This window comes from Stenotrophomonas sp. GW821-FHT02D01 (assembly GCF_059421765.1).
Window position 1 is genome coordinate 51,992 of sequence record NZ_JBWKVP010000006.1, and the last position, 18,898, is coordinate 70,889.

Annotated in this window: 17 protein-coding genes; 10 read left to right on the forward strand and 7 right to left on the reverse strand. The window is 65.9% G+C overall.

Annotation, left to right across the window (positions count from 1 at the left end; translation table 11 throughout):
- Nucleotides 1-31: 31 nt before the first annotated feature.
- Nucleotides 32-1,117 (reverse strand): 3-phosphoserine/phosphohydroxythreonine transaminase, encoded by a 1,086-nt coding sequence (serC, locus tag AC07UW_RS13415; RefSeq protein WP_495212226.1) that lies wholly within the window; start codon nucleotides 1,115-1,117, stop codon nucleotides 32-34.
- A gap of 235 nt (nucleotides 1,118-1,352) precedes the next feature.
- A complete protein-coding gene (locus tag AC07UW_RS13420) occupies nucleotides 1,353-2,162 on the reverse strand; it encodes an FHA domain-containing protein (protein ID WP_025876986.1) in 810 nt (269 codons plus the stop codon).
- Nucleotides 2,163-2,287: 125 nt separating this feature from the next.
- Between AC07UW_RS13420 and AC07UW_RS13425 the strand changes: the two genes are divergently transcribed.
- From AC07UW_RS13425 to AC07UW_RS13435, 3 genes are all read left to right on the forward strand, one after another.
- Nucleotides 2,288-2,563 carry a polyhydroxyalkanoic acid system family protein gene (locus AC07UW_RS13425; protein WP_025876985.1) on the forward strand — a complete coding sequence of 92 codons (276 nt, stop codon included), beginning with the start codon at nucleotides 2,288-2,290 and terminating at the stop codon, nucleotides 2,561-2,563.
- An 81-nt stretch (nucleotides 2,564-2,644) separates the two neighbouring features.
- Complete coding sequence (locus AC07UW_RS13430; protein ID WP_025876984.1) at nucleotides 2,645-3,136, forward strand: phasin family protein; 492 nt, start codon at nucleotides 2,645-2,647, stop codon at nucleotides 3,134-3,136.
- Between the two features lie 238 nt (nucleotides 3,137-3,374).
- A complete protein-coding gene (locus tag AC07UW_RS13435; RefSeq protein WP_312110778.1) occupies nucleotides 3,375-4,391 on the forward strand; it encodes a restriction endonuclease in 1,017 nt (338 codons plus the stop codon).
- 131 nt (nucleotides 4,392-4,522) lie between these two features.
- On the opposite strand, the gene hutC is transcribed toward AC07UW_RS13435, so the two are convergent.
- Together hutC and AC07UW_RS13445 are read right to left on the reverse strand one after the other, a co-directional pair.
- Nucleotides 4,523-5,251, reverse strand: a complete 729-nt coding sequence (hutC, locus tag AC07UW_RS13440) for a histidine utilization transcriptional repressor HutC (RefSeq protein WP_093819095.1) — start codon at nucleotides 5,249-5,251, stop codon at nucleotides 4,523-4,525.
- Between the two features lie 28 nt (nucleotides 5,252-5,279).
- Nucleotides 5,280-6,650 carry a formimidoylglutamate deiminase gene (locus AC07UW_RS13445; protein ID WP_495212227.1) on the reverse strand — a complete coding sequence of 457 codons (1,371 nt, stop codon included), beginning with the start codon at nucleotides 6,648-6,650 and terminating at the stop codon, nucleotides 5,280-5,282.
- A 67-nt stretch (nucleotides 6,651-6,717) separates the two neighbouring features.
- Here AC07UW_RS13445 and hutI point away from each other — a divergent pair, with 67 nt between their 5' ends.
- The 4 genes from hutI to hutU are packed head-to-tail and all read left to right on the forward strand — an operon-like array spanning nucleotide 6,718 to nucleotide 11,994.
- On the forward strand, nucleotides 6,718-7,941 hold the full coding sequence (gene hutI / locus AC07UW_RS13450; protein ID WP_495212228.1) for an imidazolonepropionase: 1,224 nt from the start codon (nucleotides 6,718-6,720) through the stop codon (nucleotides 7,939-7,941).
- Nucleotides 7,938-9,479, forward strand: coding sequence for a histidine ammonia-lyase (gene hutH, locus AC07UW_RS13455; protein WP_312786299.1), 1,542 nt, complete (start codon nucleotides 7,938-7,940; stop codon nucleotides 9,477-9,479). The genes hutI and hutH overlap by 4 nt, the downstream gene beginning before the upstream one ends.
- Complete coding sequence (hutG, locus tag AC07UW_RS13460) at nucleotides 9,476-10,330, forward strand: N-formylglutamate deformylase (protein ID WP_363732811.1); 855 nt, start codon at nucleotides 9,476-9,478, stop codon at nucleotides 10,328-10,330. Before hutH ends, hutG begins: the two co-directional genes overlap by 4 nt.
- Complete coding sequence (gene hutU / locus AC07UW_RS13465) at nucleotides 10,327-11,994, forward strand: urocanate hydratase (protein WP_495212229.1); 1,668 nt, start codon at nucleotides 10,327-10,329, stop codon at nucleotides 11,992-11,994. The genes hutG and hutU overlap by 4 nt, the downstream gene beginning before the upstream one ends.
- Nucleotides 11,995-12,162: 168 nt before the next feature.
- On the opposite strand, the gene AC07UW_RS13470 is transcribed toward hutU, so the two are convergent.
- The 3 genes from AC07UW_RS13470 to AC07UW_RS13480 all read right to left on the reverse strand — a co-directional run bounded on the left by AC07UW_RS13470 (nucleotide 12,163) and on the right by AC07UW_RS13480 (nucleotide 14,049).
- Nucleotides 12,163-12,621, reverse strand: a complete 459-nt coding sequence (locus AC07UW_RS13470; RefSeq protein WP_223495564.1) for an Imm30 family immunity protein — start codon at nucleotides 12,619-12,621, stop codon at nucleotides 12,163-12,165.
- Between the two features lie 243 nt (nucleotides 12,622-12,864).
- Nucleotides 12,865-13,533: a GAD-like domain-containing protein gene (locus AC07UW_RS13475; RefSeq protein WP_223495565.1), complete on the reverse strand. Its 669-nt coding sequence runs from the start codon at nucleotides 13,531-13,533 to the stop codon at nucleotides 12,865-12,867.
- Nucleotides 13,534-13,635: 102 nt separating this feature from the next.
- Nucleotides 13,636-14,049, reverse strand: coding sequence for a hypothetical protein (locus AC07UW_RS13480; protein ID WP_223495567.1), 414 nt, complete (start codon nucleotides 14,047-14,049; stop codon nucleotides 13,636-13,638).
- A gap of 324 nt (nucleotides 14,050-14,373) precedes the next feature.
- On the opposite strand from AC07UW_RS13480, the gene AC07UW_RS13485 reads away from it, so the two are divergent.
- The 3 genes from AC07UW_RS13485 to AC07UW_RS13495 all read left to right on the forward strand — a co-directional run bounded on the left by AC07UW_RS13485 (nucleotide 14,374) and on the right by AC07UW_RS13495 (nucleotide 18,874).
- Entirely contained in the window at nucleotides 14,374-15,810 is a 1,437-nt protein-coding gene (locus tag AC07UW_RS13485) for a serine hydrolase domain-containing protein (protein ID WP_223495568.1), read from the forward strand.
- A 96-nt stretch (nucleotides 15,811-15,906) separates the two neighbouring features.
- On the forward strand, nucleotides 15,907-16,707 hold the full coding sequence (locus AC07UW_RS13490; RefSeq protein ID WP_080148479.1) for a restriction endonuclease: 801 nt from the start codon (nucleotides 15,907-15,909) through the stop codon (nucleotides 16,705-16,707).
- Between the two features lie 58 nt (nucleotides 16,708-16,765).
- The gene (locus tag AC07UW_RS13495; RefSeq protein ID WP_223495570.1) at nucleotides 16,766-18,874 is read left to right on the forward strand and encodes a TonB-dependent receptor family protein; all 2,109 of its coding nucleotides are present in this window, start codon (nucleotides 16,766-16,768) and stop codon (nucleotides 18,872-18,874) included.
- Nucleotides 18,875-18,898: the final 24 nt, after the last annotated feature.

An 18,898-nucleotide genomic window follows, 5' to 3' on the forward strand; every position in this document is an offset into this window, starting at 1 on the left:
CGCGCACCCGACGATGCGCGCCGTTCATTGCTCAGCCGTGACGCTGCTGGAAATCGGCCATGAAGGCGACCAGCGCCTCCGCCCCGGCCAGCGGCATGGCGTTGTAGAGCGAGGCGCGGATGCCGCCGACCACCTTGTGACCCTTCAGCGCCAGCAGGCCGGCGGCCTTGGCATCGGCGACGAAACGGGCATCAAGGTCGGTGCTGGGCAGGAAGAACGGGATGTTCATCCGCGAGCGCGCCGAATGGGCGACCTCGTTGCGATAGAAGCCGCCGGAGGAATCGATGGCGCCGTACACCAGCGCGGCCTTGGCGGCGTTGCGCTTGGCGAACTCGACCACGCCACCTTCGGCCAGCATCCACTTGAACACCAGACCGGCCAGGTACCAGTTCCAGGTGGGCGGGGTGTTGAGCATGGAATCGCGGGCGACGTGCGAGCGGTAATCGAAGATGTCCGCGCGTGGCTGGCCACTACGCTCCAGCAGGTCGCGACGGATGATCATCACCGCGATGCCGACCGGACCCAGGTTCTTCTGCGCACCGGCGTAAATGATGCCGTAGCGGCGTACATCCAGCGGCTCGCTGGCGATGGACGAGCTGAAATCGGCCACCAGTGGCACGTTGCCGGTCTCGGGCACATCACGGAACTCGACGCCGTGGATGGTCTCGTTGGCGGTGATGTGCACGTAGGCAGCATCGGGCGAAAGCTGCCAGCCGGCGCGTTCGGGCAGCTGGCGATAACCCTCGGCCTCGCTGCTGGCGGCGATGTTGACGTCCACATAGGGGCTGGCCTGCTTGACCGCGGTCTTGCCCCAGTGGCCGGTGACCACGTAGTCGGCACGCTGGCCGGGGCTGGCGAAGTTGAGCGGGATCAACGCCTGCTGGGTGGTGGCGCCACCGGGCAGGAACAGCACCGCATAGTCTTCGGGGATATCGAGCAGGCGACGCAGGTCGGCCTCGGCCTCGGCGGCCACGGACATGAATTCCGGTCCGCGATGGCTCATTTCCACGATGGAGGCACCGCTACCGTGCCAGTCCAGCATTTCCGCCTGCGCCTGGCGCAGGACCGATTCCGGCAACGTTGCAGGGCCGGCACTGAAGTTGAACGCGCGCGTCATGGCACACCTGTGGGGCAAGATCCCTAGTATGCCGCACTGCACCAGCCTTGCGGCCTTGTGGCGCAAGGGAAATTTGGTTGCATCCGTATCCATTGCCGCGGCGGCTCTGGTAGTGCCGGCCGCTGGCCGGCAACTGCAATCACCTTGGTTCACCGAGGTTGCCGGCCAGCGGCCGGCACTACCCAAAGCGGGTTGGTCCGGGCGGTAGCGCCGGGCCATGCCCGGCGGAACGAATTCAGCGCGCGCCGAACCAGAGCAGGAGGCTGAGCACGGCTGCCAGCAGCAACGCACTGCCCAGCAGCCACGGCCAGCGCCGCACCCGACGCGGGGCGACCGGCACCACCGGTGCCTGTTCGGCTTCGTCGCTGCCTTCGTCATCGGCCAGTGGCGGTCGCCGGCGCGGGTCGTGCGGCACTTCCAGCACGAACCGGTGCTGGCCGTCGAACACGACCTGGTCGCCGGCCTGCAGCCAGCAGTGGCGTACGGCAACGCCGTTGACCCGGGTGCCATCGGCACTGCCCAGGTCGCGCAGCAGTACCCGCTCGCCGTGGACTTCCACCCGCGCGTGCTGTTCGGCGAAGGCGGGCTCATCGATCTCGATGTCGACATCGCTGCCACGGCCGATCACCCGCGCGCGCGACAGGGGGTAGCTGCGGCCGTGGTGCAGGCCGCCCACACCGCGCAGCAGGCGCTGCTCGTCACCGCTGCCTTCGACGCTGGCTGCCGGCGCCGGTGCCTGCAGCAGGGTGTCGACCTCGCCCTGCAGGACCATTTCCACGCCATCGACGTAGACCGCGTCGCCCGCCCTCAGCAGGGCCATGCGCCGCACCGGGCGACCATTCACATGGATGCCACGGATACCGTTGCCGACCTGCAGCCAGAGGCCGCGGTCGTCCATGCAGAACTGCGCGAGCAGCAGCGCGCCATTGCCGGCATCGCCCAGGCGCACGCTGCCGTTTGCCTGGCGCACGATGCGCTGCACCCCGGGCCGCAGGGGCTGGTCGGGCTGTTGTTGTTGACTGAAGTGAACTAGCAGGTTCTGCACGCGGCGCAGACTAGCAGGTTGGCCGCCCACGAAGAAGAACCTGCGATGAGCGCTTGGCGTAGGCGCTGTCGATGCGCACAATGCTGGCCCTCTCAATTGATCCCCGCCCTGCGCCAGGAGCCTGCATGTCCACCATCGATGTCCGCCACGCCCATACCCTGCCCGACACCCAGGCACGTGAAGCGATCGAACAGGTTGCCGCCAAGCTGGGCGAACGCTTCGGCCTGAAGTCGTCGTGGGCCGCCGACGTGCTGAATTTCTCCGGCAGTGGCGTGGACGGTGCGATCGAACTGCAGCCGGGCGCGGTGCGGGTCACGGCCAAGCTGGGCTTCCTGCTGTCGGCGATGAAGGGCATGGTCGAAAGCGAGATCCAGCGCGTGTTGAAGGAAAAGCTGGGCTGAACCTGCGCTGCGGCCATCACGGCCCAGCAACGGCGCGCCGCGCTACTCTCGGGGGTAGGCCCAACTCCCACGGGGAATGCAATGAACCGTTACGAGAATGACGACCGCCGCGACGACGATGCCGGCTTCGGCGACCAGGCAGAACGCTTTTCGCGCAAGCTGAGCGATTCGGCACAGCAGGTCTGGCTGGCTGGTCTGGGCGCCCTGGGGCGCGCGCAGGCAGAGGGAGGCCGTTTCTTCGATGGCCTGGTGAAGGAAGGCGAAGCCTGGGAAGCCCGCCGCCGTGAACGCAGCGGCGAGCAGGAACCGGGCTGGCGCGACAACGTCGAACACTCGCTGGACGAAGCCCGCGAGAAGGCATCCGGAACCTGGGACAAGGTCAACAAGGCCTTCGATGACCAGGTGCAGGGCGTACTCAAGCGACTGCACGTGCCGACCGCCGATCAGGTGACCGCGCTGGAAGCCCGCATCGATGCCCTGACCGCGCGCCTGGCCAAGCTCGAACACCGTGCCTCCACCGACGTGGACGCCCCCTCGCCGGGCAGCCATCAGTCGCCGGGCAGCACGCCCTGAACCGCCTTTGTTGCAACGCAATAAATTTTCGTTGACAATCGCGTAGAACCCGCCAATCGCTTCGGCTGCCGTTTGTTCCCTCCCCTCACGGCTTCAGGATTGGCGGGTTTTTTCGTGTCTGGCGCGTGCGGATCTGCGGGCTGCATCACGGTTGTTGTCGGGAACACCCTGACGCAATCAACCGGTCCGCCCTTTACACTGTGGGCTTCCGTTTTCGCCCCTTCCGTCGTCGCCCTGCATGCTTCCCTGGATTCTGGCCCTGCTGTCGGCCCTGCTTACCTGCACCCTGGCCACCGTGTACCTGTGGTGGTTCAAGCGTCGACGTACCGAAATGCAACTGGGCCTGCAGGCTCTGGCGGGCATGCACTGGCGTGAGTTTTCCACGCTGATCAAGCGCATGCTGCGCGAGCAGCGCGGCCTGCGTGAACTGCAGGATCCGAGCGAGGAAAGCCGCGAGCCGAGCAGCGATTTCCTGCTCAGCGATGGACCGAACACCTGGCGGGTGTCGTGCAAGCACGGCCTGGCCTATCGCATCGGCACCGCTGCGGTGAACGAACTGGGTGCTGCCGCGCGACTGGCAGGCGCCAAGGGCGGCATGCTGATCACCGAAGGCCGGGTTGAACGCGATGGCCTGGGCGCGGCGGAAAAGCAGGCAGTGGAAGTAATCGATGGTCCGCGCCTGTGGCCACTGCTGCAGCCCTACCTGCCGGCCGATGTTGAGACCCGCGTGCGCGCGATCGCCCGCCATGAGGCGCTGCGCCGCATTGCCATCGCCGCACTGGCTTCAGTGACGCTGGGCCTGCTGGTCGGGCTTGGCCTGCAGGGCCTGCGCCCGGAACACGCGGACCCGATCCCGGCACCGGCCGTTGCACCTGTCGCAACGCCGGCTGCACGTCCTTTGCCGACGCCCGCCGCGCCGGACAGCGCCGCGAATGCGCCCGCTCCCATGGTCGCCGCAGCCGCGCCGCAGAATGGCGACGACACGCGCAGCAATCCCAACCCGGACGCTGCCACGCTGGACCGCTACCAGGCCGAACTGGCCCGCGCGCTGGCGGGGCAATCCGGCATCGCCAGCGGCGTCTGGCTGACCCGGCAGACGCTGGCCATCAACCGCACCGGTGAACTGGAAACGGTGTGGCCACGCGTGTGCCAGGAAGTGCTGCGCTACCCCGCCCTGCGCAACGTGCGCGTGCAGCTCAACGCCCGCCCCGGTGTGGATGAGCCGGTGCGCTGGCGGCAGTGCGCGACGTATTGATAGGCTGAGGCGTGATGGTGCCGAGCTCGGCTGCTCGGCACCGCATCCACGCATGGCGTGGATCTACTCACGGCGATTCATTCCCGCTTGGCTGAAAGCGCCCTGGGAAGAAGCCGAGCGTGGGTTCGCCCCTATCGCGCCCCAGGCGCGAAACGGGCGACCAGATCCCAGGCATCACCCAGGAACATCTGACGCACGCGGGTGATCGGCTGTTCGCCGCGCCAGGTCAGGCGCTCGATCACCAGGCAGGCGGTACCGGGTTTCACGTCCAGCAGCCTGGCGGTGGGCGCATCGGCTCCCCAGGCGCTGATGCGGTGCTGGGCGCGCGTCCACGACACGTTCTGCAGCAACCAGCTGCCCGGCGCGGTGGTGCTGAAATCCACCTCCAGCACCTCGGGCACGCCGACCGGGCTGATCAGGCGATGCTCCAGCGCCAGCGGCCGGCCATCGGCCAGATGCAGGCAGCGCATCGCCAGCAACTGCTCACTGCCGGCCAGTTCCACTTCGCCGGCATTGGCTGCCTCGGCCAGGCGCAGTTCACGCTGCAGCAGCCGGTAGCCGTATTGATGTCCGCGCGAGCCGACCTCCATCGCGATGTCCGGGATCTCCAGCGCCACCTGCTCCAGGTGAGGTGGTTGCCGAGCCACGAAGGAGCCCGCTCGGCGGCGGCGCTCGATCATGCCGCTCTCGGCCAGCGCCGTCAGCACCTTGTTCACTGTCATCCGCGAGCACCCGTACTGCTCCATCAGTTCGTGCTCGTACGGGATACGGAAGCCCGGCGCCCACTCCCCGCTGAGGATGCGGCTTTCCAGGTCGCTGCGGATGCGCTGGTTGAGCGTGGCGGACTTGCTGGCCTTCACGTGGTGGGGTCTCGATGGTGGGAGGCGATCAGCCCAGCACGCCACGCAGGGCAGCGGCGAAGGCGGTGGTGATGGCCTCGCGCTGCAGGTGGCGGCCCTCGGCCACGCACTGGCGGCCATGGCGCCAGACCGATCGCAGCGCGCCATTACGTGCGGCGAACACCCAGCTGTCAAGCCATGCGTCACCGTGTCGCGCCTGCAACGCGGGGTGCGCGGCATCCAGTTCAACCATGTCTGCGCTGGCACCCACCTGCAGGCCGGCAGCCACGCCAAGCGCCTGTGCACCGCCCTGCAATGCCCCTTCAAACAGGAAGCGCCCGGTGCTGCGGCCGGCATCCGGGGCCAACACGTTGCGACCTCGCAGGGCCAGCCGCTGGCCGTATTCCAGCAGGCGCAGCTCTTCTGCGGCATCGATCAGCACGTTGGAATCGGAGCCGACACCGAAGCGTCCGCCCTCGCGCGCGAAGGCCTGCATCGGGAACAGGCCGTCGCCCAGGTTGGCCTCGGTGATCGGACACAGCCCGGCCACGGCCTTGCTGGCGACCATCTGCGCGCGCTCGTCGTCGGTGATGTGGGTGGCGTGCACCAAGCACCAGCGCGCATCGACCGGGGCATGCTCGTACAGCCACTGCACCGGTCGCCGGCCACTCCATGCCAGGCAGGCCTCGACCTCGCGTACCTGCTCGGCAATATGGATGTGTATCGGGCCATCGGTCAGCGGCAGCAGTGCGCTCAGCTCCTCGCCCGTCACCGCGCGCAGGCTGTGCGGGGCGATGCCCAGCACCGCATCGGGCAGCGTGGCCAGCGCGGTGCGGGCGCCATCGAGCAGCTGCGCAAACCCTTCGACGTCATGGATGAGGCGGCGCTGTGCCGGGTTCGGCGGCGCCCCACCGAAATCGGCGTGTGCATAGAACACCGGCAGCAGGGTCAGGCCGATGCCGGTCTGCGCGGCTGCAGCTGCAATCTGCGCGCTCATCTCGGCGCGATCGGCGTAGGGGCGGCCATCGGCATCGTGGTGCAGGTAGTGGAATTCGCCGACACGGGTGAAGCCGCTTTCCAGCATTTCCATGTAGGCCTGGGCGGCGATGGCGTGCACTGCGTCCGGGCGCAGATGGGCCAGGAAGCGGTACATCAGTTCGCGCCAGCTCCAGAAACTGTCGCCGTCGCCACCACCGATCTCGGTCAGGCCGGCCATGCCGCGCTGGAAGGCGTGGCTGTGCAGGTTCGGCAGGCCCGGCACCAGGATGCCCACGCGGGTATCGCCTTGCTGCGCAGCCTGCCCACGCGTGACCTCGGCGATACGCCCGTCCTGCACCTGCAGGCGGACGTCGGCGGCCCAGCCGTCGGCCAGCAGGGCGTGGGCGGCATGGAAGGAGTGCGCGGAACGCGAATCGGACATGGCTGGACAACCCGAATTGGACGCCTATATTGTATAGACATATAAGCACAACTGCGTTGTGGATGCCATGCACGTCGATACCCTCTGGTCCAACGTCCACCTGATGACCCTCGATGGCGAGGGCCTGGGTGTCCTGCGCGATGGAGTACTGGCCGCCACCGATGGCCGCATCGTGCATGTCGGCCCCGCCGGCAGCGAAGCCCAACTGCAGCCGACCACCCGCATCGACGGCGAAGGCCGATGGATCTCGCCTGGTCTGATCGATTGCCACACCCACCTGGTCTACGCCGGCAACCGCGCCAACGAATTCGAGCAGCGCCTGCAGGGCGTGAGCTATGCCGAGATCGCCCGTGCCGGTGGCGGTATCGTCTCTACGGTGCGCGCCACCCGTGCTGCCTCGCCAGAGCAGTTGGCACACGAGAGCCGGCCGCGCCTGCTGGCGATGCGCGCCGAAGGCGTAACCACCATCGAGATCAAGTCCGGCTACGGCCTGACCCTGCAGGACGAGCGCAAGCAGTTGCAGGTGGCCCGCGCGCTGGGCGAGGAATGCCGGGTGAACGTGGTGCCGACCTTCCTCGGTGCGCACGCGGTGCCGCCCGGTCGCGAGGCGCAGGAATACACCGATGAGGTGTGCGAGGTGATGATTCCGGCCATCGCTGCAGAAGGCCTGGCTGAGGCCGTGGACATCTTCTGCGAGAACATCGCGTTCTCGCCGGCGCAGGCCCGCCAGGTATTCGACGCTGCGCGTGCGCATGGGCTGGCGATCAAGATCCATGCCGAACAGCTGAGCAACCAGCATGGCGCCGAACTGGCGGCCGGTTTCGGTGCGCTGTCGGCCGACCATATCGAACACCTGGACGACGCCGGCATTGCCGCGATGGCCGCCGCCGGTACCGTCGCCGTGCTGCTGCCGGGCGCGTTCTACTTCACCCGCGATACCACCCTGCCGCCGATCGCTGCGCTGCGCGCGGCCGGTGTGCCGTTGGCACTGGCCACCGACAGCAACCCCGGCACTTCGCCGCTGACCAGCCCGCTGCTGGCAATGAACATGGGCGCCACCCTGTTCCGCCTGACCGTGGACGAGTGCATCGCCGGCTTCACCCGTGAAGCGGCTCGTGCGCTGGGCCATGGCGAGCGCATCGGCCGCCTGGCCGTCGGCATGGACTGCGACCTGGCGATCTGGGACATCGACGCCCCCGCCGACCTGGTCTATCGCATTGGATTCAACCCGCTGCACGCGCGCGTGGTGCGCGGACAGCCCGACCTGCCTGCCTCCTGGAGCAACACATGAGCAACACCCTGGTTCTTCGCCCCGGCCATGTCACCCTCGCCCAGTGGCGGCAGGCGTATCGCGGTGCGCCGCTGTCGCTTGACCCGGCCGCGTTGCCGGCGGTGCGTGCCAGTGCCGCAACGGTGGCTGCCATCGTCGCCAAGGGCGCACCGGTGTATGGCATCAACACCGGTTTCGGCAAGCTGGCCAGCGTGCGCATCGAACGCGAGGACCTGGCCACCCTGCAGCGGAACATCGTGCTCTCGCATGCCGCGGGCGTGGGCGAGCCGATGCCGGCGAATGTGGTGCGGCTGATGATGGCGTTGAAGCTGGTCAGCCTGGCCCAGGGTGCTTCCGGCGTGCGCGAGGAAACGCTGCTGCTGCTGGAAGCAATGCTGGTGAAGGGCGTGCTGCCGGTGGTGCCGGCGCAGGGCTCGGTCGGTGCCTCGGGCGACCTGGCACCGCTCTCGCATCTGGCCAGCGTGATGATCGGCGTCGGCGAGGCCTTCGTCGGCGAAGAACGCCTGCCCGCCATGGACGCACTGGCTCGCGCCGGCCTGCAGCCGGTGGAACTGGGCGCGAAGGAAGGCCTGGCCCTGCTCAACGGCACCCAGTTCTCCACCGCGTACGCACTGGCCGGCCTTTTTGAGATCGAAACCGTGTTCCAGGCCGCACTGGTCACCGGCGCGCTGTCTGTGGAAGCGGCCAAGGGCTCGGATACGCCGTTCGACCCGCGTATCCATGCGCTGCGTGGCCAGCGTGGGCAGATCGCCACCGCCGCCACCCTGCGCACGCTGATGCAGGATTCGGGCATCCGCGAATCGCACCGCGACAACGACGTGCGGGTGCAGGACCCGTACTGCCTGCGCTGCCAGCCGCAGGTAATGGGCGCGGCGCTGGACATCCTGCGCCAGGCTGCGACCACCCTGGAAATCGAAGCCAACGGCGTGTCCGACAACCCGCTGGTGTTCACCGACACCGGTGAGGCGCTGTCCGGCGGCAACTTCCACGCCGAGCCGGTGGCCTTCGCCGCCGACATGCTGGCGATGGCTGTGTGCGAAATCGGTTCGATCAGCGAGCGCCGCCTGGCGATGCTGGTCGACCCTGCGCTGTCCGGCCTACCGGCCTTCCTGACCCCGCGCCCGGGTTTGAACTCCGGCTTCATGATTCCGCAGGTGACCGCCGCTGCGCTGGTGTCGGAAAACAAGCAGCGCGCCTACCCCGCCAGCGTCGATTCGATTCCCACTTCAGCCAACCAGGAAGACCATGTGTCGATGGCCGCGCACGGTGCACGCCGCCTGATGCAGATGGCCGAGAACGCGGCCAACGTGATCGGCATCGAGCTGCTGGCCGCTGCGCAGGGCTGCGACTTCCATGCGCCGCTGCGCTCCAGCAACGCACTGGAGAACGTGCGCGCCACGCTGCGTGCACAGGTGCCGACGCTGGAAGAAGATCGCTACTTCCACCCGGACATGGTGATCGCGACCGATCTGGTTCGCAGCGGCGCGCTGGCCAAGGGCCTGGCCGAGCTGCTGCCCACGGTGGAACCGCAGGCATGAACGGCCATCCCGAATGGCTGACCGTACACGAGGGGGATGCCCCGCTGATCGTCAGCTTCCCGCACACCGGCAGCGAGCTGCCGCATGACCTGATCGGCGATTTCCACTCGCCGTGGTTGGCGCGCCGCGATGCCGACTGGTGGGTGCATGAGCTGTACGACTTCGCACGCGGCATGGGCGCGACCACCGTGCGCTCGGCCATCTCGCGTTCGGTGATCGACCTCAACCGCGACCCCAGCGGCGTATCGCTGTACCCGGGCCAGAACACCACCGGCCTGTGCCCGCTGACCACCTTCGACAACCAGCCGCTGTACCACGCCGGCCACGAGCCGGATGACGCCGAGATCGCCCGGCGGCGCGACACGTATTTCGCGCCGTACCACAACGCACTGGCCACGCAGATCGCACGCCTGCGTGCGCGGCACGGCACCGTGGTGGTGTACGACGCGCATTCGATCCGTTCGCACATCCCGCACCTGTTCGAGGGCGAGTTGCCGCAGTTCAATCTCGGCACCGCCGGGCCGTCCGGTGCACCGGACACCTCCTGCGACAACGCACTGAGCGATGTGGTGGAGAACCTGCTGGCGCTCAGCGGCATGAGCCAGGTGCGCAATGGCCGCTTCAAGGGCGGCTGGATCACCCGCCACTACAGCAGCATTGCCGGTGGTGTGCACAGCCTGCAGATGGAACTGGCCTGCCGCGGCTACATGCACGAACCACTACCCGACCAGGTGGACGAGCACAGCTGGCCCACCCCGCTCGACCCCGATCACGCCGCACCGCTGCGCCACACCCTGGCGCAGGTGCTCAATGCCTGCCTTGAATTCGCTACGAACCGGAGCGCCGCATGACCCGCAACGACCCGTCCCGCACCATTGCCGCACCGACCGGCACCACGCTCACCGCCAAGAGCTGGCTCACCGAAGCACCGTTGCGCATGCTGATGAACAACCTGCACCCGGACGTGGCCGAGCGGCCGCAGGAGCTGGTGGTGTACGGCGGCATCGGCCGTGCCGCACGCGATTGGGAGAGCTTCGACGCCATCGTCGAAACCCTCAAGCGCCTGGACGATGACCAGACGCTGCTGGTGCAGTCGGGCAAGCCGGTGGGCGTGTTCCGCACCCATGCCGATGCACCGCGCGTGCTGATCGCCAACTCCAACCTGGTGCCGCGCTGGGCCAACTGGGATCACTTCAACGAGCTGGATAAGAAAGGTTTGGCGATGTATGGGCAGATGACCGCCGGCAGCTGGATCTACATCGGCGCACAGGGCATCGTCCAGGGCACCTACGAAACCTTCGTGGAAATGGGCCGCCAGCATTACAACGGCAGCCTGGCCGGCAAGTGGCTGTTCACCGGCGGGCTGGGCGGCATGGGTGGCGCGCAGCCGCTGGCCTCGGTGATGGCCGGCGCCTCCTGCCTGGCGGTGGAATGCCGCAAGAGCAGCATCGAGATGCGCCTGCGCACCGGCTACCTGGATACCTGGACCGACGATCTGGATGAGGCCCTGCGCCTGATCGAAGAATCGTGCACCGCCAAGAAGCCGCTGTCGGTGGGCCTGCTCGGTAACGTTGCCGACGTGCTGGACGAACTGCTGATCCGCGGCGTGAAGCCGGACCTGCTGACCGACCAGACCTCCGCCCACGACCCGGTGAACGGTTACCTGCCGCAGGGCTGGACGGTGGAAGAATGGGATGCCAAGCGCGTGACCGCCCCGAAGGAAGTGGAAAAGGCCGCGCGTGCGTCGATGGCCAACCACATCCGCGCCATGCTCGGTTTCCACTCGCTGGGCGTGCCTACCGTGGATTACGGCAACAACCTGCGGCAGATGGCGCTGGAAGAAGGTGTCGAGGATGCGTTCGATTTCCCGGGGTTCGTGCCGGCCTACATCCGGCCGCTGTTCTGCCGTGGCATCGGCCCGTTCCGTTGGGCGGCGCTGAGCGGCGACCCGGAAGACATCGCCAAGACCGATGCCAAGGTGAAGGAGCTGATTCCGGACAACCCGCATCTGCACCGCTGGCTGGACATGGCCGCCGAGAAGATCAAGTTCCAGGGCCTGCCGGCGCGCATCTGCTGGGTCGGTCTGGGCGATCGTGATCGACTGGGCCTGGCCTTCAACGAGATGGTGGCCAACGGTGAACTGAAGGCGCCGGTGGTGATCGGCCGCGACCACCTGGACAGTGGCAGCGTGGCCTCGCCGAACCGCGAAACCGAAGCGATGGCCGACGGCTCCGATGCTGTGTCCGACTGGCCGCTGCTGAATGCCCTGCTCAACACCGCCAGTGGCGCGACGTGGGTGTCACTGCACCATGGCGGCGGCGTGGGTATGGGCTTCTCGCAGCACGCCGGCATGGTGATCGTCTGCGATGGAACTGAAGCGGCGGCCAAGCGCATTGCACGCGTGCTGTGGAACGACCCGGCCACCGGCGTGATGCGCCATGCCGATGCGGGGTATGAGATCGCGATTGAGTGCGCGAAGGAAAAGGGTCTGGATCTGCCGGGAATCCTCGGCTGACCCCACACCCGGGTAGGGCGGGCGGGGGGCCGCCACCGCCCGATGCATTGCCCGTGCCGCCAGGCATCGCCCGGCGCCACCTGGAACTCCCGTGTCACCTGCTGCTGTCCGCTCCACCTGGTGTTGGGACGCTCTGGTAAATGCCGACCTTGGTCTGCGCTCGCACAGCTACATCAGTGCCGAAGCGACCACCGATGCCCTTACTCGGATACTGTCCGACGTATCGTCCTTCAGCGCTTCGATCAAGGCGACGACTTCTGCTGCGCCCTTCGTCGAAACCATGTTCTTCAGGCAGGCAATCAACACATCTCTATGTAGATCACTATTCAGAAATCTGCAGATGAACGTCTCCAACCATTCTGGTGCCACGCGACGCATGTACGGAGCTGATTGGACAAGCGCAGAAATCAAAATCTCGCTGTCACTTGTCTCGACGAGATGAAGAAGCCCCCACATGACTTCATGATGCGGAGTGTCATCGGCGAATATCGAAAAGAGGACTCCCAGCTCTCGATTGGAGAATTCCAGTCCTGATAGCGCCTGAACCGTCCGGTCAAATGCAGCAACTTCTTCTGAAGTAAGCATTCGCGAAGCCCGCAACAGCTTGTCCAGAAGTTGGTCTTTCATCACAGCTTCGTTGGCGGAACCTGGCATTACTTGCACCGGCGCATCAGCGGAGTGGTATCCGATTGTACGCACGCACCCTGGTAACGGTGGCATTGGCACCAAGAACGGCCAAGTATGACCAGTGTTACCGACCGAACTCTTTGGAGCAGTGCAACTGCTCGGCTCAATTTTCCCGGCTTCACGACGCCTGACCGAAAGACAGCCGAGCATGGGCTCGGCTCTACATGATTGGGGGCCTTCAATTCACTTCCGGGCCAGCGGCTTCACATCAATGGCATAGCGTGGAAACGCAGGCGCGGCGAACTCCCTCAGCATATGCAGGTGCGGGTGAAGCTTGAGCCTGCGCAGATTGCTGATGGATGCTTCGCCGCCGTATGCCAGGGCTGGCTCAAATCCGTACATTTCATCTGCCAGCAAGGGCCCGCACCTGTTCAAGGCCCTTTCGAAAAGCAGCTCTTCGGCCTCATCTGCCAGATCAAAATCGTCGAGCTCCGCGCACGCGAAGAAGGCTTTGATACCACCATCCTGTTGTCCAAGAGACTTGTGTCTCAAACAGTTCTGAAGAGCAGACACTTCACTGCGGATCGGATCGATGCTCAAGCCAGCGCCTGATGCTTCGCCGCACAGGTAGAACCGTCCAAACCCGCTTCTGGCAAACACATGGTAGGTATCGATCAGGGGAAAAGGCGTACCAGCCAACCATGCACCCACCAGGCCTCCGTACTCCTCTGGATTCACCGTCCACAGCCGTCCGTTGCCATAGCTCGCCCATCCGTCCCGACGCCAGTAGATCAATAGCGACTCAGGCAAGATACCCGCCCACCTGGTGAAGCTGGTTTCTGGAACCGCCGCGTGCCCACTGGCTTCGCCGAAAGTCTCGATGAAAAGTGCAAAGTCCTGATCGTCGTCCATTGTCCTCTCCGTACGAGGCAATCTCGTCAACGTGGAATGACGCGACCCAACATCTGATGCGCCATGAACCGCGGCAAGCTGTGGTCGACACGGCCCGCCCGCTCACACCTCATCGTCAGGTGATTCGCACTCTTCGACAATGGACGGGATCCACTTCGATTCATCATCTACCGGTTGTGGCAATCGTCCTTCAAGCCACTCAAGCACCTCATCAGGCTTGATGCCGGGTAGCGTCGATTCGATGCGCCAGCTCAGATACCAGCATGCGGGACCATTTAGATAGGGCGGTGGCGCCGTGGGCAGGAAACGAGTGGGCAGAAGCTCCGACATAGAAAGCGTGTTGAGCACATACGCCAACTCCTGCACCGCGCTCCACGCCAGCGGGTGTTCCAAGGCAAGCGAAAAGCCGACATACCAAGTTCCACCGTCGCAGCGCTGCCAGTGGATGGGCTCGGACATCGCAGGAATCTTCTGCAGGTATGCCACCAGTTTTTTGAATTCGCGGGGCTTGGCCATTGTTTGCTTCCACTTGCCGGCGACCGCAGATTCACTCGATCCGGCAGTCACAGTGGTACGAGGTGGTGACGCGGTCAACAGACCTTCAATGGACGGGTCTATCCGGCTGGGGATTGATCCAAGATCGCCGCGCTTCCGGACCGACGTTGTATCTGAAGGCCTCGCGCGCAAGAAGGGGCAATCGCGACAGACCTACTACCAGAGGCTTCCGCCCTGCTCCATTCCTGCTCCCCTATGTTCCTGCGTGGAGCAAAGGACAGGGCCGGCTTGACCCCAACTCCCGCCGTGACCAAGATGCGCCATCACCGCTGACGGATCACCGCGATGTACCGCACCCTGGCTGCTGCATTGCTCTGCACGCTATTTGCGATCCCACCCGTTTCGGCGCTTGAACCTGCCGGCGATCTTTCCAATCAGATCGACACCCAACTGCAGGCCAACCGCGAGCGCTACGGCATTGCCGGCCAGGCGGTACTGGTCGCACACAACGGCAACGTGCTGTACGAGGGCGCCAGTGGTGAACGCGACCCGGCCACCCACGCGCCTGCCACCGTCGATACCATCTTCGCCGCGCAGTCGATGGCCAAGCTGCTGACCAGCACGCTGGTGATGCAGCTGGTGGACCAGGGCAAGGTGGATCTGGATGCCCCCGCCAGTCGTTATGTGCCGGACCTGCCGACCGCGTGGCAGGTCATCCACGTGCGTGACTTCCTCAACCACAGCTCTGGCATCGGCGAATACTACGACCGCGTGGACAACCGCTGGGTGAGCAAAGGTTACCCGGGCGTGGCGCCCGATCTTGCTGCTGCGTTGAAGGTGGCCGGTTCGGCACCGCTGCAGTTCAGAACCGGCAGCCGCGTGCAGTACACGCAGGCCAACTACCTGATGCTGACTGCGTTGCTGGAGGCGCAGTACCGCAAGCCCTATCCGGTCATTGCACGCGAACGCATCCTGCAGCCGCTGAAAATGACCAGCACCTCGTGGGGAGCGGCCAGCGTGCCGGCGCAGCGCGCGGCGGTGCCGTACATCGGCAAGGAAGGCCAGCTGCAGCCGGCCAATGAAGATCCATGGCCGAACTACGGCTTGGGCCACGCCGATCTGCAAACCACCGTGGGCGACATGAACCGTTTCCTGCAGGCGCTGGCGACCGGCAAGCTGGTGCGCACGGCCACGCTGGAAGCGCTGTGGCAGCCACAGACACTGACCGGCGGCGGCAGCAACTTCTTCTCCACCGGCTGGGATACGACCCGCAGCGATGGCTATACACAGGTCGGCCACGATGGTGGCACCCGCGTGCGCGCGCGGCTGGCCTTCAAGGGCACGCTGGCCAGCGGCTACTGGGTGTTCGTGTACCTGACCAATGGCAGCGCCCGCAATGCCTGGTCGAGCACTCTGGTGGACAGCACGATGGCAGTGGCTGCGCCAGGCGAGTTTCCGCATGCGGCACTGTCCGAACGTTTGATCGGCTATGCCTTGACCGGCGACAGCAGCAGTGAAAGTAGCCTGCGTGCGTGGCTGAGCGAAAGCAGTGGCATTGCATCCAACGAACTGGAGCGGGCCATCAATGCAACCGGCTACGCGATCCGCAACAATCTGGGCAACCGGCCCGCGCTGAAGGTCTTCGCCCTCAACACCGCCCTGTATCCCACCTCGGCCAATGCCTGGGACAGCCTTGCCGAATGCCATGCTGCGCTCGGTAACGCTGAGATGGCCAAAACGCTATTCGCCAAATCAAAAGCACTGGTGAAATCCGCTTTGTAGAGTCGAGCCTCTTCTACTGGAATTTGCTGTGAGGCACACCGGAAAACCAATCGTAAGGCTCGACTGAACAATGGCGAGCACGTCGGAGAAAAATGCATGGGACGCAGGCGCAACAGTCTTCTGGATGTCATGGCCACATGGCCGTGGTACATCAACGCAGCGGTGGGCGGGCTCGGCTTCGCCACTCTGCGCTGGTTGTTACCGGCTTGGCGCCAACCTGTCACTGCCCCCACTGGCGACATCCTCCTTCAGGTTCTTGCCCAACCGGTATTTGCCTGGGCCTGGTTGGCGATCTGCATGCTTGCCACCTTGCTTTCCTTGGCTGGCGCCTATAAGCGACGCCAGCTGCTGGATACCCGAACCGGGTTGGAAAGCCTGGCCACGACGGGCTGGCGAAACTTCGAGCTTCTTGTCGGCGAAGCCTTCCGGCGCCAAGGCTATGCAGTCGAAGAAACCGGACTGGGCGGCGCGGACGGTGGCATCGACCTGATCCTGCGACGCAACGGCAAGCGCACGCTGGTGCAATGCAAGCAATGGCGACGGCAGCAGGTAGGCGTGGCGGTCGTGCGCGAGATGTACGGGCTGCTCGCGCACCACAAGGCGGACGCGGCAATGGTTGTCAGCTCGGGCAAGTTCAGCCGTGATGCCCAAGCCTTCGTGGCGGGCAAACCCGTCGCATTGGTGCCCGGCGCCGAGCTACTGCGGATGATCCGCGAAGTGCAGACTCGGCCGATCACCGAACCGTTGGAACGGCTGGAGCCAACCCTGGCAACGCCCACGCAAGCCGCAACTGCCGCGACCTGCCGGAAGTGCGCTGCGCCGCTGGTTGAGCGCAAGAACCGGACTACTGGCGAGTTGTTCCTGGGATGTAGCCGATTCCCGGCCTGCCGGGGGTGACGTACCGCACCCGACCTGTTAACTTGCGCGCCTGTTTTTTGGTTTACAGACTGTCCGCATGCCCTTCCTGCCGCACCGCCCCACCCGCTCCCCGATGTCGCTGGCCATCCTGCTTGGCCTTTCCACCACCGCCCACGCCGCGCCTCAGGCCACCACGCTGGACGCGGTGCGGGTCACTGCCGCCGATGCCAGCGCGCAGGCGCGCGAGGCGCTGAAGCGCGTGCCGGGCGCCAGCAACGTGATCGACGTGGCCAAGGCGGACAGCCGCCTGTCGAGCAGCGCCGACGTGTTGGCTTATCAACCCGGCATCAGCGCGCAGTCGCCGGGCAACGAAGGCACCAAGGTGTCGATCCGCGGCTCGGGCATCAACCGCGGCCCGGGTGCACATGCTTCCGGCATCGCGGTATCGATCGACGGCCTTCCACTGTCCGGCCCGGGCGGCACACCTTACGAACTGCTGGAACCGTTGTGGCTATCACGCGTGGAAGTGCTGCGCGGTGCCAACGGCTTCGAACGCGGCGCGCTGGCACTGGGCGGGGCCATCGACTACATCAGCCGCAGCGGTCGCGACTCGGCGGGCGTGCAGCTGCACTACGAAGCCGGCAGCCGCGGCTACCAGAAGCGCGGGATCAGCTGGGGCGGCGCCAGTGGTGACGTCGATTACTTCCTGGCCTATACCGATACCGAATTCGATGGCTACCAGCGCCATGCGGCCGGCGATGGCAAGGGCGCAATGGCCAACATCGGCTGGCAGATCACCCCCGATCTGCAGACCCGCTTCTTCGTGCGCTACCGCGAAACCAACCACGAGACACCCGGGCGCCTGACCCGCGAGCAGATCCGCAATGATCCGCGCGCGGCGAACGCGGCCAACCTGGCCATCGATGCGCGCCGTCCGCAACCGGGCAGCACCTGGGTGGGCAATATCACCACCCTGCAGATCGACGAGGATTCCTCGCTGCAGGCTGGGCTGGTCTATCATAAGTATCCGATGGACTTGAACGAAAGCCTGTACCGCCAGCAGCTGGACTACGCCAACCTCAATGCCACGCTGGACTACCGCCGCCGCCACATGCTGTTCGGCCTGGACAGCGAAACCACCATCGGCCTGCGCGTTACCCACGACCTGGATGCCGATGTGCGCGAGTCGCTGCGCTTTGCCAACAACGGTTATGCCGCCGGCACCCGCACGCGCGATTTCCGCCACCACGGCACCGACAGCACGCTGCACATCGGCAACAACCTGGCCGTGAATGATCGCCTGCGCGTACAGACCGGTTTTGCACTGATCAACACCCGCCGCGATGTGCAGGTCACCTGGCCGAGCAGCGGCGGGCGCCTGCGCGACCACGACTGGGACTACGCGCCGCGGCTGGGCTTCACCTGGCAGCAGACGCCGCAGACGCAGTGGTTCGGCAACCTCAGTCGTTCGGTGGAAGCGCCGCATCCGTGGTCGATGATCTGGGGCTCGAACCAGTACTTCGGCGCGGGCAATGGTCCGTCAACCGGCCGCCAGCGCGCGCCGGTGCCGATGCAGAACCAGACCGCCACCACGCTAGAACTCGGCGCACGCGGCGACGCGCCGTTGGGCCGCTGGGAACTGACCGGCTACTACGCGCGCGTGAACCACGAGCTGCTGAGCGTGGAACTGCAGCCGGTGCCGAACCTGTTCATCGCTGAGAACAACGCCAGCCCCACCGTGCACCGTGGCATCGAGGCCGGTCTGGATAGCACCTTGTGGCAGGCTGCACCGGGCCGTCTGTCGTTGCGCCAGGCGTACACCTTCAGCGATTTCCGCTATCGCCATGACACGCGCTTCGGCAGCAACCGCCTGCCCGGCCTGCCGCGCCACGCTTACCAGGCCGAACTGCGCTTCGACCACGCCTCGGGCCTGTATGCCGCACTGAACACCGAGTACGCCTCACGCATCGCGGTGGACTACGCCAACAGCTACTGGGCGGACAGCCACGTCATCTTCGGCAGTCGCATTGGTTACGACGCACCGGGCGGCCGCTGGCAGCTGTGGGCGGAGATGCGCAACATCGCTGACCGCCATTACGCCGCCACCGTCACCCCCGGTTACAACGATGCCGGCAAGGACGTGGCGCGCTCGACGCCCGGTGAAGGCCGCGGCGTGTATGCAGGCGTGCGCTGGCGCTTCGACTGATTCACAAGGGGAGCGCCGGGCATC

What these genes read in the sequence shown, in the direction of transcription:
- hutU (WP_495212229.1), top strand. Translation starts at nt 10,327, where the DNA reads ATGACCCGCAACGACCCGTCCCGCACCATTGCCGCACCGACCGGCACC.
- AC07UW_RS13480 (WP_223495567.1), bottom strand. Translation starts at nt 14,049, where the DNA reads ATGGCCAAGCCCCGCGAATTCAAAAAACTGGTGGCATACCTGCAGAAG.
- serC (WP_495212226.1), bottom strand. Translation starts at nt 1,117, where the DNA reads ATGACGCGCGCGTTCAACTTCAGTGCCGGCCCTGCAACGTTGCCGGAA.
- AC07UW_RS13495 (WP_223495570.1), top strand. Translation starts at nt 16,766, where the DNA reads ATGCCCTTCCTGCCGCACCGCCCCACCCGCTCCCCGATGTCGCTGGCC.
- hutG (WP_363732811.1), top strand. Translation starts at nt 9,476, where the DNA reads ATGAACGGCCATCCCGAATGGCTGACCGTACACGAGGGGGATGCCCCG.
- AC07UW_RS13425 (WP_025876985.1), top strand. Translation starts at nt 2,288, where the DNA reads ATGTCCACCATCGATGTCCGCCACGCCCATACCCTGCCCGACACCCAG.
- AC07UW_RS13490 (WP_080148479.1), top strand. Translation starts at nt 15,907, where the DNA reads ATGGGACGCAGGCGCAACAGTCTTCTGGATGTCATGGCCACATGGCCG.
- hutI (WP_495212228.1), top strand. Translation starts at nt 6,718, where the DNA reads ATGCACGTCGATACCCTCTGGTCCAACGTCCACCTGATGACCCTCGAT.
- AC07UW_RS13445 (WP_495212227.1), bottom strand. Translation starts at nt 6,650, where the DNA reads ATGTCCGATTCGCGTTCCGCGCACTCCTTCCATGCCGCCCACGCCCTG.
- AC07UW_RS13470 (WP_223495564.1), bottom strand. Translation starts at nt 12,621, where the DNA reads ATGAAAGACCAACTTCTGGACAAGCTGTTGCGGGCTTCGCGAATGCTT.
- AC07UW_RS13475 (WP_223495565.1), bottom strand. Translation starts at nt 13,533, where the DNA reads ATGGACGACGATCAGGACTTTGCACTTTTCATCGAGACTTTCGGCGAA.
- AC07UW_RS13435 (WP_312110778.1), top strand. Translation starts at nt 3,375, where the DNA reads ATGCTTCCCTGGATTCTGGCCCTGCTGTCGGCCCTGCTTACCTGCACC.
- AC07UW_RS13430 (WP_025876984.1), top strand. Translation starts at nt 2,645, where the DNA reads ATGAACCGTTACGAGAATGACGACCGCCGCGACGACGATGCCGGCTTC.
- hutH (WP_312786299.1), top strand. Translation starts at nt 7,938, where the DNA reads ATGAGCAACACCCTGGTTCTTCGCCCCGGCCATGTCACCCTCGCCCAG.
- AC07UW_RS13485 (WP_223495568.1), top strand. Translation starts at nt 14,374, where the DNA reads ATGTACCGCACCCTGGCTGCTGCATTGCTCTGCACGCTATTTGCGATC.